Source organism: Escherichia sp. 93.1518 (assembly GCF_013368915.2).
Lineage (GTDB): Bacteria > Pseudomonadota > Gammaproteobacteria > Enterobacterales > Enterobacteriaceae > Escherichia > Escherichia ruysiae.
This window is the reverse complement of record NZ_JABWMT020000006.1, coordinates 43,194-56,979: the sequence shown is the minus strand read 5'-3', so window position 1 is coordinate 56,979 and position 13,786 is coordinate 43,194. Positions and strand designations below refer to the sequence as shown.

Annotated in this window: 14 protein-coding genes; 11 read left to right on the top strand and 3 right to left on the bottom strand. The window is 51.5% G+C overall.

Annotated features, from left to right (window positions below):
* Positions 1 to 34: 34 nt before the first annotated feature.
* From murC to mutT, 9 genes are all read left to right on the top strand, one after another.
* Positions 35 to 1,510, top strand: coding sequence for a UDP-N-acetylmuramate--L-alanine ligase (gene murC, locus HEN21_RS06195; RefSeq protein WP_001096083.1), 1,476 nt, complete (start codon positions 35 to 37; stop codon positions 1,508 to 1,510).
* The gene (gene ddlB, locus HEN21_RS06190; RefSeq protein WP_000130076.1) at positions 1,503 to 2,423 is read left to right on the top strand and encodes a D-alanine--D-alanine ligase; all 921 of its coding nucleotides are present in this window, start codon (positions 1,503 to 1,505) and stop codon (positions 2,421 to 2,423) included. Before murC ends, ddlB begins: the two co-directional genes overlap by 8 nt.
* 1 nt (position 2,424) lies before the next feature.
* Complete coding sequence (gene ftsQ, locus HEN21_RS06185; RefSeq protein ID WP_000075731.1) at positions 2,425 to 3,255, top strand: cell division protein FtsQ; 831 nt, start codon at positions 2,425 to 2,427, stop codon at positions 3,253 to 3,255.
* Positions 3,252 to 4,514 carry a cell division protein FtsA gene (ftsA, locus tag HEN21_RS06180; protein ID WP_000588474.1) on the top strand — a complete coding sequence of 421 codons (1,263 nt, stop codon included), beginning with the start codon at positions 3,252 to 3,254 and terminating at the stop codon, positions 4,512 to 4,514. Before ftsQ ends, ftsA begins: the two co-directional genes overlap by 4 nt.
* Positions 4,515 to 4,574: 60 nt before the next feature.
* Positions 4,575 to 5,726 carry a cell division protein FtsZ gene (ftsZ, locus tag HEN21_RS06175; protein WP_000462777.1) on the top strand — a complete coding sequence of 384 codons (1,152 nt, stop codon included), beginning with the start codon at positions 4,575 to 4,577 and terminating at the stop codon, positions 5,724 to 5,726.
* Positions 5,727 to 5,826: 100 nt separating this feature from the next.
* Entirely contained in the window at positions 5,827 to 6,744 is a 918-nt protein-coding gene (lpxC, locus tag HEN21_RS06170) for a UDP-3-O-acyl-N-acetylglucosamine deacetylase (protein ID WP_000595482.1), read from the top strand.
* Positions 6,745 to 6,974: 230 nt separating this feature from the next.
* Positions 6,975 to 7,487, top strand: a complete 513-nt coding sequence (secM, locus tag HEN21_RS06165; protein ID WP_000014328.1) for a secA translation cis-regulator SecM — start codon at positions 6,975 to 6,977, stop codon at positions 7,485 to 7,487.
* Positions 7,488 to 7,548: 61 nt separating this feature from the next.
* Positions 7,549 to 10,254, top strand: a complete 2,706-nt coding sequence (gene secA / locus HEN21_RS06160) for a preprotein translocase subunit SecA (RefSeq protein WP_176251924.1) — start codon at positions 7,549 to 7,551, stop codon at positions 10,252 to 10,254.
* A 59-nt stretch (positions 10,255 to 10,313) separates the two neighbouring features.
* Positions 10,314 to 10,703: an 8-oxo-dGTP diphosphatase MutT gene (mutT, locus tag HEN21_RS06155; RefSeq protein ID WP_000736019.1), complete on the top strand. Its 390-nt coding sequence runs from the start codon at positions 10,314 to 10,316 to the stop codon at positions 10,701 to 10,703.
* Positions 10,704 to 10,919: 216 nt separating this feature from the next.
* Here the strand turns inward: mutT and yacG are convergent, their stop codons facing one another.
* Genes yacG through coaE form a run of 3 tightly spaced genes read right to left on the bottom strand, consistent with a single transcriptional unit; the run spans position 10,920 to position 12,490 of the window.
* The gene (gene yacG, locus HEN21_RS06150; protein ID WP_000005033.1) at positions 10,920 to 11,117 is read right to left on the bottom strand and encodes a DNA gyrase inhibitor YacG; all 198 of its coding nucleotides are present in this window, start codon (positions 11,115 to 11,117) and stop codon (positions 10,920 to 10,922) included.
* A gap of 9 nt (positions 11,118 to 11,126) precedes the next feature.
* A complete protein-coding gene (gene zapD, locus HEN21_RS06145) occupies positions 11,127 to 11,870 on the bottom strand; it encodes a cell division protein ZapD (RefSeq protein ID WP_176251923.1) in 744 nt (247 codons plus the stop codon).
* Positions 11,870 to 12,490, bottom strand: a complete 621-nt coding sequence (gene coaE, locus HEN21_RS06140; protein WP_176251922.1) for a dephospho-CoA kinase — start codon at positions 12,488 to 12,490, stop codon at positions 11,870 to 11,872. Before coaE ends, zapD begins: the two co-directional genes overlap by 1 nt.
* Positions 12,491 to 12,514: 24 nt before the next feature.
* Between coaE and HEN21_RS06135 the strand changes: the two genes are divergently transcribed.
* The gene (locus HEN21_RS06135) at positions 12,515 to 12,559 is read left to right on the top strand and encodes a hypothetical protein (protein WP_176241868.1); all 45 of its coding nucleotides are present in this window, start codon (positions 12,515 to 12,517) and stop codon (positions 12,557 to 12,559) included.
* Positions 12,560 to 12,714: 155 nt separating this feature from the next.
* Positions 12,715 to 13,758, top strand: a complete 1,044-nt coding sequence (gene guaC / locus HEN21_RS06130; RefSeq protein WP_001217338.1) for a GMP reductase — start codon at positions 12,715 to 12,717, stop codon at positions 13,756 to 13,758.
* The last annotated feature ends 28 nt before the right edge of the window (positions 13,759 to 13,786 follow it).

The window sequence follows — 13,786 nt, the reverse complement described above, 5'->3', positions numbered from 1 at the left end:
ATCGCATGAATTTGAGAAGTTAATGGCGTAAAGAATGAATACACAACAATTGGCAAAACTGCGTTACATCGTGCCCGAAATGCGTCGCGTTCGGCACATTCACTTTGTCGGCATCGGTGGTGCCGGTATGGGCGGTATTGCCGAAGTTCTGGCCAATGAAGGGTATCAGATCAGTGGTTCAGATTTAGCGCCAAATCCGGTCACGCAGCAGTTAATGAATCTGGGGGCGACGATTTACTTCAACCATCGCCCGGAAAACGTGCGCGACGCCAGCGTGGTCGTTGTTTCCAGTGCAATTTCTGCCGACAACCCTGAGATTGTTGCCGCTCATGAAGCGCGTATTCCGGTGATCCGTCGCGCGGAAATGCTGGCTGAGTTAATGCGTTTTCGTCATGGCATCGCCATTGCCGGAACGCATGGCAAAACGACAACCACCGCGATGGTTTCCAGCATCTATGCGGAAGCGGGTCTCGATCCAACTTTCGTTAACGGTGGGCTGGTAAAAGCGGCTGGCGTTCATGCGCGTTTAGGGCATGGTCGCTATTTGATTGCCGAAGCAGATGAGAGCGATGCATCGTTCCTGCATCTGCAACCCATGGTGGCGATTGTCACCAATATCGAAGCCGACCATATGGATACCTACCAGGGCGACTTTGAGAATTTAAAACAGACCTTTATTAATTTTCTGCACAACCTACCGTTTTACGGTCGTGCGGTAATGTGTGTTGACGATCCGGTGATCCGCGAATTGTTACCGCGCGTGGGGCGTCAGACCACGACTTACGGCTTCAGCGAAGATGCCGATGTGCGTGTAGAAGATTATCAGCAGATTGGCCCGCAGGGGCATTTTACGCTGCTGCGCCAGGACAAAGAGCCGATGCGCGTTACCCTGAATGCGCCTGGTCGTCATAATGCGCTGAACGCGGCGGCTGCGGTTGCGGTTGCTACGGAAGAGGGGATTGACGACGATGCTATTCTGCGTGCGCTGGAGAGCTTCCAGGGAACCGGTCGTCGCTTCGATTTCCTCGGTGAATTCCCGCTGGAGCCGGTCAACGGTAAAAGCGGTACAGCAATGCTGGTTGATGACTACGGTCACCATCCGACCGAAGTGGATGCCACTATAAAGGCGGCACGTGCAGGCTGGCCGGATAAAAACCTGGTAATGCTGTTTCAGCCGCATCGTTTTACCCGTACTCGCGACCTGTATGACGATTTCGCCAATGTACTGACTCAGGTTGATACCCTGTTGATGCTGGAAGTTTATCCGGCAGGTGAAGCACCGATTCCGGGAGCGGATAGCCGTTCGCTGTGCCGCACGATTCGTGGACGTGGGAAAATTGATCCTATTCTGGTGCCAGATCCGGCGCAGGTAGCCGAGATGTTAGCACCAGTATTAACCGGTAACGACCTGATTCTCGTGCAGGGTGCGGGTAATATTGGAAAAATTGCCCGTTCTTTAGCTGAAATCAAACTGAAGCCGCAAACTCCGGAGGAAGAACAACATGACTGATAAAATCGCGGTTCTGTTGGGCGGAACCTCCGCAGAGCGGGAAGTTTCTCTGAATTCTGGCGCTGCTGTGTTAGCCGGGCTGCGCGAAGGCGGCGTCGATGCACATCCTGTTGACCCTAAAGAAGTTGACGTGACGCAACTGAAATCGATGGGATTTCAGAAAGTATTTATCGCTCTGCACGGGCGCGGCGGTGAAGACGGCACATTGCAGGGGATGCTTGAGCTGATGGGACTGCCTTATACCGGCAGCGGAGTGATGGCATCTGCGCTTTCAATGGATAAACTACGCAGCAAACTGCTGTGGCAAGGTGCTGGTTTACCGGTCGCTCCGTGGGTGGCGTTAACCCGCGCAGAGTTTGAAAAAGGCCTTAACGATAAGCAGTTAGCCGAAATTTCTGCCCTGGGTTTACCATTAATCGTTAAGCCGAGCCGCGAAGGTTCCAGCGTGGGAATGTCAAAAGTAGTAGCAGAAAATGCTCTACAAGATGCATTAAGATTGGCATTTCAGCACGATGAAGAAGTATTGATTGAAAAATGGTTAAGTGGGCCGGAGTTCACGGTTGCGATACTCGGTGAAGAAATTTTACCGTCAATACGTATTCAACCCGCCGGAACCTTCTATGATTATGAGGCGAAGTATCTCTCTGATGAGACACAGTATTTCTGCCCCGCAGGTTTAGAAGCGGCACAAGAGGCCAATTTGCAGGCATTAGTGCTGAAAGCATGGACGACTTTAGGTTGTAAAGGATGGGGGCGTATTGACGTCATGCTGGACAGCGATGGACAGTTTTATCTGCTGGAAGCCAATACCTCTCCGGGTATGACCAGCCACAGCCTGGTGCCGATGGCGGCACGTCAGGCAGGCTTAAGCTTCTCGCAGTTGGTAGTACGAATTCTGGAACTGGCGGACTAATATGTCGCAGGCTGCTCTGAACACGCGAAACAGTGAAGAAGAAATTTCTTCTCACCGCAATAATGGAACGCGTCTGGCGGGGATACTTTTCCTGCTGACGGTTTTAACGACTGTGTTGGTGAGCGGCTGGGTCGTGTTGGGCTGGATGGAAGATGCGCAACGCCTGCCGCTCTCAAAGCTGGTGTTGACCGGTGAACGCCATTACACGCGTAATGACGATATCCGGCAGTCGATCCTGGCATTGGGTGAGCCGGGTACTTTTATGACTCAGGATGTCAACATCATCCAGACGCAAATTGAACAACGCCTGCCGTGGATTAAGCAGGTGAGCGTCAGAAAGCAGTGGCCTGATGAATTGAAGATTCATCTGGTTGAATATGTGCCGATTGCGCGGTGGAATGATCAACATATGGTAGACGCCGAAGGAAACACCTTCAGCGTGCCGCCAGATCGCACCAGCAAGCAGGTGCTCCCGATGTTGTATGGCCCGGAAGGCAGCGCCAATGAAGTGCTGCAGGGTTATCGCGAAATGGGGCAAATGCTGGCAAAGGACAGATTTACTCTGAAGGAAGCGGCAATGACCGCGCGGCGTTCCTGGCAGTTGACGCTGAATAACGATATTAAGCTCAACCTTGGCCGGGGCGATACGATGAAACGTTTGGCTCGCTTTGTAGAACTTTATCCGGTTTTACAGCAGCAGGCGCAAACCGATGGCAAACGGATTAGCTACGTTGATTTGCGTTATGACTCTGGAGCGGCAGTTGGCTGGGCGCCCTTGCCGCCGGAGGAATCTACTCAGCAACAAAATCAGGCACAGGCAGAACAACAATGATCAAGGCGACGGACAGAAAACTGGTAGTAGGACTGGAGATCGGCACCGCGAAGGTTGCCGCTTTAGTAGGGGAAGTTCTGCCCGACGGTATGGTCAATATCATTGGTGTGGGCAGCTGCCCGTCACGTGGTATGGATAAAGGCGGGGTTAACGACCTCGAATCTGTGGTCAAATGCGTACAACGCGCTATTGACCAGGCAGAATTGATGGCTGATTGCCAGATCTCTTCGGTATATCTGGCGCTTTCTGGTAAGCACATCAGCTGCCAGAATGAAATTGGTATGGTGCCCATTTCTGAAGAAGAAGTGACGCAAGAAGATGTGGAAAACGTCGTCCATACCGCGAAATCGGTGCGTGTACGCGATGAGCATCGTGTGCTGCATGTGATCCCGCAAGAGTATGCCATTGACTATCAGGAAGGGATCAAAAATCCGGTAGGACTTTCGGGCGTGCGAATGCAGGCAAAAGTGCACCTGATCACATGTCACAACGATATGGCGAAAAACATCGTCAAAGCGGTTGAACGTTGTGGGCTGAAAGTTGACCAACTGATATTTGCCGGACTGGCATCAAGTTATTCGGTATTGACGGAAGACGAACGTGAATTGGGAGTCTGCGTCGTCGATATCGGTGGTGGTACAATGGATATCGCCGTTTATACCGGTGGGGCATTGCGCCACACCAAGGTAATTCCTTATGCTGGCAATGTGGTGACCAGCGACATTGCCTATGCCTTTGGCACGCCGCCAAGCGACGCCGAAGCGATTAAAGTTCGCCATGGCTGCGCGTTGGGTTCCATCGTCGGTAAAGATGAGAGCGTGGAAGTGCCGAGCGTAGGTGGGCGACCACCGCGTAGTCTGCAACGTCAGACGCTGGCGGAGGTGATTGAGCCACGGTATACCGAGTTGCTCAATCTGGTCAACGAAGAGATATTGCAGCTGCAGGAAAAGCTTCGCCAACAAGGCGTGAAACATCACCTGGCGGCGGGCATTGTATTAACCGGTGGCGCGGCGCAGATCGAAGGACTTGCCGCCTGCGCTCAGCGCGTGTTTCATACGCAGGTGCGTATTGGCGCGCCGCTGAATATCACCGGTTTAACTGATTATGCTCAGGAGCCGTATTACTCGACGGCTGTGGGATTGCTTCACTACGGGAAAGAGTCACATCTTAACGGTGAAGCGGAAGTAGAAAAACGTGTTACAGCATCAGTTGGCTCGTGGATCAAGCGACTCAATAGTTGGCTGCGAAAAGAGTTTTAATTTTTATGAGGTCGACGGTGATTACGGCCTCAGGCGACAGGCACATATCGGAGAGAAACTATGTTTGAACCAATGGAACTTACCAACGACGCGGTGATTAAAGTCATCGGCGTCGGCGGCGGCGGCGGTAATGCTGTTGAGCACATGGTGCGTGAGCGCATTGAAGGTGTTGAATTTTTCGCGGTAAATACCGATGCACAGGCGCTGCGTAAAACGGCGGTTGGGCAGACGATTCAGATCGGTAGTGGTATCACCAAAGGACTGGGAGCTGGCGCTAATCCAGAAGTTGGCCGTAATGCGGCTGATGAGGATCGCGATGCACTGCGTGCGGCGCTGGAAGGTGCAGACATGGTATTTATTGCAGCAGGTATGGGTGGTGGTACTGGTACAGGTGCTGCGCCGGTCGTTGCTGAAGTGGCAAAAGATTTGGGTATCCTGACCGTTGCTGTCGTGACTAAGCCTTTCAACTTTGAAGGCAAGAAGCGTATGGCCTTCGCGGAGCAGGGGATCACTGAATTGTCCAAGCATGTGGACTCATTGATCACCATCCCGAACGACAAACTGCTGAAAGTGCTGGGGCGCGGTATCTCCCTGCTTGATGCGTTTGGCGCCGCGAACGATGTGCTGAAAGGCGCAGTTCAGGGTATCGCTGAACTGATTACTCGTCCGGGTCTGATGAACGTGGACTTTGCAGACGTACGTACCGTGATGTCTGAAATGGGCTACGCAATGATGGGTTCTGGCGTGGCGAGCGGTGAAGATCGTGCGGAAGAAGCGGCTGAAATGGCTATCTCTTCTCCGCTGCTGGAAGACATCGACCTGTCTGGTGCGCGCGGCGTGCTGGTTAACATCACAGCGGGCTTCGACCTGCGTCTGGATGAGTTCGAAACCGTAGGTAACACCATCCGTGCATTTGCTTCGGATAACGCAACTGTGGTTATCGGTACTTCTCTTGACCCGGATATGAACGACGAACTGCGTGTAACCGTGGTTGCAACAGGTATCGGCATGGACAAACGTCCTGAAATCACTCTGGTGACCAATAAACAAGTTCAGCAGCCAGTGATGGATCGTTACCAGCAGCATGGTATGGCACCGCTGACGCAAGAGCAGAAACCGGTAGCTAAAGTGGTGAACGACAATACGCCGCAAACCGCGAAAGAGCCGGATTATCTGGATATCCCTGCTTTCCTGCGTAAGCAAGCTGACTAAGATTAAGCTGGAATTTGGGTTACCAGGCTCTTTGTGCTAAACTGGCCTGCCGAATGTATAGTACACTTCGGTTGGATAGGTAATTTGGCGAGATAATACGATGATCAAACAAAGGACACTTAAACGTATCGTTCAGGCGACGGGTGTCGGTTTACATACCGGCAAGAAAGTCACTCTGACGTTACGCCCTGCGCCGGCCAACACCGGGGTCATCTATCGTCGCACCGACTTGAATCCACCGGTAGATTTTCCGGCCGATGCCAAATCTGTGCGTGATACCATGCTCTGTACGTGTCTGGTCAACGAGCATGATGTACGGATTTCAACCGTTGAGCACCTGAATGCTGCGCTCGCGGGCTTAGGCATCGATAACATCGTTATCGAAGTTAACGCACCGGAAATCCCGATCATGGACGGTAGTGCCGCTCCGTTTGTTTACCTGCTGCTTGATGCTGGTATCGACGAGCTGAACTGCGCCAAGAAATTTGTTCGCATCAAAGAGACTGTTCGTGTCGAAGATGGCGATAAGTGGGCTGAATTTAAGCCGTACAATGGTTTTTCGCTGGATTTCACCATCGATTTCAACCATCCGGCTATCGATTCCAGCAATCAACGTTATGCGATGAACTTCTCTGCTGATGCATTTATGCGCCAGATCAGCCGTGCGCGTACGTTCGGTTTCATGCGTGATATCGAATACCTGCAGTCTCGTGGTTTGTGCCTGGGCGGCAGTTTCGATTGTGCCATCGTTGTTGACGATTATCGCGTACTGAACGAAGACGGCCTGCGTTTTGAAGACGAATTTGTGCGTCACAAAATGCTCGACGCGATCGGTGACTTGTTCATGTGCGGTCACAACATTATTGGTGCATTTACCGCTTATAAATCCGGTCATGCACTGAATAACAAATTGTTGCAGGCTGTCCTGGCAAAACAGGAAGCCTGGGAATATGTGACCTTCCAGGACGACGCAGAACTGCCGTTGGCCTTCAAAGCGCCTTCAGCAGTACTGGCATAACGACATTTATACTGTCGTATAAAATTCGACTGGCAAATCTGGCACTCTCTCCGGCCAGGTGAACCAGTCGTTTTTTTTTGAATTTTATAAGAGCGATAAGAAACGGTGCGAACGCTGTTTTCTTAAGCACTTTTACGCACAACTCATCTTCATTCCTGCTGTGGACTTCGGGCTTTAATGATAAGATTTGTGCGCTAAATACGTTTGAATACGATCGGGATGGCAATAACGTGAGTGGAATACTGACGCGCTGGCGACAGTTTGGTAAACGCTACTTCTGGCCGCATCTCTTATTAGGGATGGTCGCGGCGAGTTTAGGTTTGCCTGCGCTCAGCAATGCCGCCGAGCCGAACGCGCCCGCAAAAGCGACAACTCGCAACCACGAGCCTTCCGCCAAAGTTAACTTTAGTCAGTTGGCTTTGCTGGAAGCGAACACGCGCCGCCCGAACTCAAACTATTCCGTTGATTACTGGCATCAGCACGCAATTCGCACGGTAATCCGTCATCTTTCCTTTGCAATGGCGCCGCAAACGCTGCCTGTTGCCGAAGAATCTCTGCCTCTTCAGGCGCAACATCTTGCTTTACTGGATACGCTCAGCGCGCTGCTGACTCAGGAAGGCACGCCGTCTGAAAATGATTATCGCATTGATTATGCGCATTTTACCCCGCAAACAACATTTAGCACGCCCGTCTGGATAAGCCTGGCGCAAGGCATCCGTGCAGGCCCTCAACGCTTCAGCTAACAACAATAAACCTTTACTTCATTTTATTAACTCCGCAACGCGGGGCGTTTGAGATTTTATTATGCTAATCAAATTATTAACTAAAGTTTTCGGTAGTCGTAACGATCGTACCCTGCGCCGGATGCGCAAAGTCGTCAATGTCATCAATGCCATGGAACCGGAGATGGAAAAACTCTCCGACGAAGAGTTGAAGGGAAAAACCGCAGAGTTTCGCGCGCGCCTGGAAAAAGGCGAAGTGCTGGAAAATCTGATCCCGGAAGCCTTCGCAGTCGTTCGTGAAGCAAGTAAGCGCGTCTTTGGTATGCGTCACTTCGATGTACAGTTGCTCGGCGGTATGGTTCTTAATGAACGTTGCATCGCGGAAATGCGTACTGGTGAAGGTAAAACCCTGACCGCAACGCTGCCTGCTTACCTGAACGCATTAACCGGTAAAGGTGTGCACGTTGTTACCGTCAACGACTATCTGGCGCAACGTGACGCTGAAAACAACCGTCCGCTGTTTGAATTCCTCGGCCTGACTGTCGGCGTCAACCTGCCGGGAATGCCTGCGCCGGCAAAGCGTGAAGCCTATGCGGCTGACATCACTTACGGTACGAACAACGAATACGGCTTCGACTACCTGCGCGACAACATGGCATTCAGCCCTGAAGAACGTGTACAGCGTAAACTGCACTATGCGCTGGTGGACGAAGTGGACTCCATCCTGATCGATGAAGCACGTACGCCGCTGATCATTTCCGGCCCGGCTGAAGACAGCTCGGAAATGTATAAGCGAGTGAACAAAATCATTCCGCACCTGATCCGTCAGGAAAAAGAAGACTCCGAAACCTTCCAGGGCGAAGGCCACTTCTCGGTTGATGAAAAATCTCGCCAGGTGAACCTGACCGAACGTGGTCTGGTGCTGATTGAAGAACTGCTGGTGAAAGAAGGCATCATGGCGGAAGGTGAGTCACTGTACTCTCCGGCCAACATCATGCTGATGCACCACGTAACGGCGGCGCTGCGTGCCCACGCGCTGTTTACTCGCGACGTCGATTACATCGTTAAAGATGGCGAAGTTATCATCGTTGACGAACACACCGGTCGTACCATGCAGGGGCGTCGCTGGTCCGATGGTCTGCACCAGGCTGTTGAAGCCAAAGAAGGTGTGCAGATCCAGAACGAAAACCAGACGCTGGCTTCTATCACCTTCCAGAACTACTTCCGCCTGTATGAAAAACTGGCGGGGATGACCGGTACTGCTGATACCGAAGCATTCGAATTCAGCTCAATTTACAAGCTGGATACCGTAGTCGTTCCGACTAACCGTCCGATGATTCGTAAAGATCTGCCAGACCTGGTCTACATGACTGAAGCGGAAAAAATTCAGGCAATTATCGAAGATATCAAAGAACGTACTGCGAAAGGCCAGCCGGTGCTGGTGGGTACTATCTCCATCGAAAAATCGGAGCTGGTGTCAAACGAACTGACCAAAGCTGGTATCAAACACAACGTCCTGAACGCCAAATTCCACGCCAACGAAGCGGCGATTGTTGCTCAGGCAGGTTATCCGGCAGCGGTGACTATCGCGACCAACATGGCGGGTCGTGGTACTGACATTGTGCTCGGTGGTAGCTGGCAGGCAGAAGTTGCCACGCTGGAAAACCCGACCGCAGAGCAAATTGAAAAAATCAAAGCCGACTGGCAGGTACGTCACGACGCGGTACTGGCGGCAGGTGGTCTGCATATCATCGGCACCGAACGTCACGAATCTCGTCGTATCGATAACCAGCTGCGCGGTCGTTCTGGTCGTCAGGGGGATGCCGGTTCTTCCCGTTTCTACCTGTCGATGGAAGATGCGCTGATGCGTATTTTCGCCTCTGATCGCGTTTCCGGCATGATGCGTAAACTCGGGATGAAACCAGGCGAAGCCATTGAGCACCCGTGGGTGACCAAAGCGATTGCTAACGCCCAGCGTAAAGTTGAAAGTCGTAACTTCGATATTCGTAAGCAATTGCTGGAATATGATGACGTGGCCAACGACCAGCGTCGTGCCATTTACTCCCAGCGTAACGAACTGCTGGATGTCAGCGATGTGAGCGAAACCATCAACAGCATTCGTGAAGATGTGTTCAAAGCGACCATCGATGCCTACATTCCGCCACAGTCACTGGAAGAAATGTGGGATATTCCGGGTCTGCAGGAACGTCTGAAAAACGATTTCGACCTCGATTTGCCAATTGCCGAGTGGCTGGACAAAGAGCCTGAACTGCATGAAGAGACGCTGCGTGAACGTATTCTGACACAGTCCATTGAAGTGTATCAGCGTAAAGAAGAAGTGGTTGGCGCTGAGATGATGCGTCACTTCGAGAAAGGCGTGATGTTGCAAACGCTCGACTCCCTGTGGAAAGAGCACCTGGCGGCGATGGATTATCTGCGTCAGGGTATCCACCTGCGTGGCTATGCGCAGAAAGATCCGAAGCAGGAATACAAACGTGAATCGTTCTCCATGTTTGCAGCGATGCTGGAGTCGTTGAAATATGAAGTTATCAGTACGCTGAGCAAAGTTCAGGTACGTATGCCTGAAGAGGTTGAGGAGCTGGAACAACAGCGTCGTATGGAAGCCGAGCGTTTAGCGCAAATGCAGCAGCTTAGCCATCAGGATGACGACTCTGCAGCCGCAGCTGCACTGGCGGCGCAAACCGGTGAACGCAAAGTAGGACGTAACGATCCTTGCCCGTGCGGTTCTGGTAAAAAATACAAGCAGTGTCATGGCCGCCTGCAATAAAAGCTAACAGTTGAAATAAAAGGCGCAGGATTCTGCGCCTTTTTTATAGGTTTAAGACAATGAAAAAGCTGCAAATTGCGGTAGGTATTATTCGCAACGAGAACAATGAAATCTTTATAACGCGTCGCGCAGCAGATGCGCACATGGCGAATAAACTGGAGTTTCCCGGCGGTAAAATTGAAATGGGCGAAACGCCGGAACAGGCGGTGGTGCGTGAACTTCAGGAAGAAGTCGGGATTACCCCACAACATTTTTCGCTATTTGAAAAACTGGAATATGAATTCCCGGACAGGCATATAACTCTGTGGTTCTGGCTGGTCGAAAGCTGGGAAGGGGAGCCGTGGGGTAAAGAAGGGCAACCCGGTAAGTGGATGTCGCTGGTCGGTCTTAATGCCGATGATTTTCCGCCAGCCAATGAACCGGTAATTGCGAAGCTTAAACGTCTGTAGGTCAGATAAGGCGTTTTCGCCGCATCCGACATTCGCACACGATGCCTGATGCGACGCTGGCGCGTCTTATCAGGCCTAAAGGGATTTCTAACTCATTGATAAATTTGTTTTTGTAGGTCGGATAAGGCGTTCACGCCGCATCCGACATTTGCACAAGATGCCTGATGCGACGCTGTCCGCGTCTTATCAGGCCTACGTGCGGCATCAGACAAAATGTTACTGCTTTGGCTCTTCGCTCCAGTCATCACTCTCAGAAAGATCGCCGCTGCTGGGGATTCGTTTTTCTTCAGCAGCCCATTCTCCGAGGTCGATCAACTGACAACGTTTGCAACAAAATGGCCGAAACGGGCTGATTTCACCCCACACCACAGTTTTCCCGCAGGTTGGGCAATTCACCGTAATAGTTTCTGACATCGTAACTCCTTAGCAGCAAGCCAGTTCAAAATCCAGGCGCTCTGGCACCAGACCATTTTCACTGTCCAGCGGCATAAAACGAATCGCAAAACGGCTTTTATGACCGGAAATTTGCGGATAAAGCTGTGAATCAAGCGCCAGATTCAGCCGCAGCAGATCAGCGTCTTCGCCATTATCCTGATAAAAACCGTTCAGGCTGGTTTGTTTACGAAAAGGAGCCGACTGGCGAATCAGATCCAGCACCATGCTAAGTGCCTGGGTGAGCGGGTCCAGGCTGGCAATCCAGGTTTCTACCTGGCTGTCACGCTGTGACTGGGGTAAATGTAGCCAAATATGCAAAGTGGGCAAATCAAAGCTACAACAGCCGCCAGGTATGCTCAGACGCTGACGCACTAAGGCAATCAGCCTGTCTTCACGCAGAAATTGCCCGATACGCGGCGCAGAAATCAACACGCTACCCGCTGCTTTTAACTGCTGAATTAATGCTTCAATACGGCTCTGATCAACGCCTGGCACGCCAATCCAGGTCTGGAGTTTACGTTGCTGGCGGTCAAGCTCTTTCAATAGCTCAGTGCGCACTTCTCCGCGCTCGAAAACATCCAGCAATTCACTGACATTACGGAAGAAATGCAGAGCGCCAGCGTAGTCAACAATGGGTAAATTTACGGTGAGTTGTTGAATTAAAAACTCAATGCGCAGCCATGTACGCATTTTTTCATTTAGTGGATGTTCAAAAAGGACCTGGGTCTGCATTACGGTTTTTCCTGTGAGACAAACTGCGACGCAAGCTGCAAATAGTGTGCGTGCAGGCGGGCAACATCCGATGCAATAGCATCCGGTGCGCCGTTATTATCAATGACGTCATCTGCCACGGCAAGACGGGCTTCGCGCGTTGCCTGGGCAGCAAGAATTTGTTCGACATGCTCGCGAGTAACATCATCGCGCTGCATGGTACGCTTAAGTTGCGTTTCTGGGCTGACATCCACCACCAGCACACGATTCGCTTTTTTATACAGTGAGTTTTCTACCAGCAATGGCACAACCCACAGTATATAGGGGGAAGTTGCCTGCTGGATCTGACCTTGCGTCTCCTGCTGAATCAGCGGATGCAGCAGGGCGTTAAGCCAGTTTTTCTCTTCCGGGTTGGCGAAGATCCGCTCGCGCAAGACCCGGCGCTGCAATGAGCCATCAGCAGCAATCATGTCAGCGCCAAAGTGTTCAGCAATGGCACGTAGCGCAGGTGCACCTGGTTCAACCACCTGACGCGCAATAATATCGGCATCAATGACGTTAATTCCGAGGTCTGCAAACGCATTTGCAACGGTACTCTTGCCACTGCCAATGCCTCCCGTTAAGGCAACTATATACCTCATAATTTATATTCCCGGGAATTCATCATGATTATCAAAACGTTAAAAATGAGCGTACAAAAGCGAAATTGATGGAACGTTCGCTCATTATTTACCAGGTAAATTTATGGGATTGTAGCGTAAAAAAAGACAATTTCGCAGTCTTGCGCCACATCGATTAGTGCGTATGATAGCGTCACTGGAGTTGCGCTCTTATCCTTATAGCCATTAACCCCAGGAATCCGCACATGCGTATTGAAGAAGATCTGAAGTTAGGTTTTAAAGACGTCCTCATCCGTCCTAAACGTTCTACTCTTAAAAGTCGTTCCGATGTTGAACTGGAGCGTCAATTCACCTTCAAACATTCAGGTCAGAGCTGGTCCGGCGTGCCGATTATCGCCGCGAATATGGACACCGTAGGCACTTTTTCCATGGCCTCTGCGCTGGCTTCTTTTGATATTCTTACCGCTGTGCATAAACACTATTCTGTCGAAGAGTGGCAAGCGTTTATCAACAATTCTTCCGCTGATGTGCTGAAACATGTGATGGTTTCTACCGGCACGTCTGATGCGGATTTCGAAAAAACCAAACAAATTCTCGACCTGAACCCGGCATTAAACTTCGTTTGTATTGACGTGGCGAACGGTTATTCCGAACACTTCGTGCAGTTCGTTGCGAAAGCGCGTGAAGCGTGGCCGACCAAAACCATTTGTGCTGGCAACGTAGTGACTGGTGAAATGTGTGAGGAGCTTATCCTCTCCGGTGCCGATATCGTTAAAGTTGGTATTGGCCCAGGTTCTGTCTGTACAACTCGCGTCAAAACAGGCGTCGGTTATCCGCAACTTTCTGCGGTAATCGAATGTGCCGATGCTGCGCACGGTCTGGGCGGGATGATCGTCAGCGATGGTGGCTGCACCACACCGGGCGATGTCGCGAAAGCCTTTGGCGGCGGTGCTGATTTCGTGATGCTCGGCGGTATGCTGGCAGGCCACGAAGAGAGTGGTGGTCGCATTGTAGAAGAGAACGGCGAGAAATTTATGCTGTTCTACGGCATGAGCTCCGAGTCTGCGATGAAACGCCACGTTGGCGGCGTTGCAGAATATCGCGCTGCAGAAGGTAAAACCGTTAAGCTGCCGCTGCGTGGTCCGGTTGAAAATACCGCGCGTGATATTTTAGGCGGTCTGCGTTCAGCTTGTACATACGTTGGGGCTTCACGCCTGAAAGAGCTGACCAAGCGCACCACGTTTATCCGTGTGCAGGAACAAGAAAACCGTATCTTCAATAACCTGTAATCTCCCAATGCTGGCGTGGATCACCACG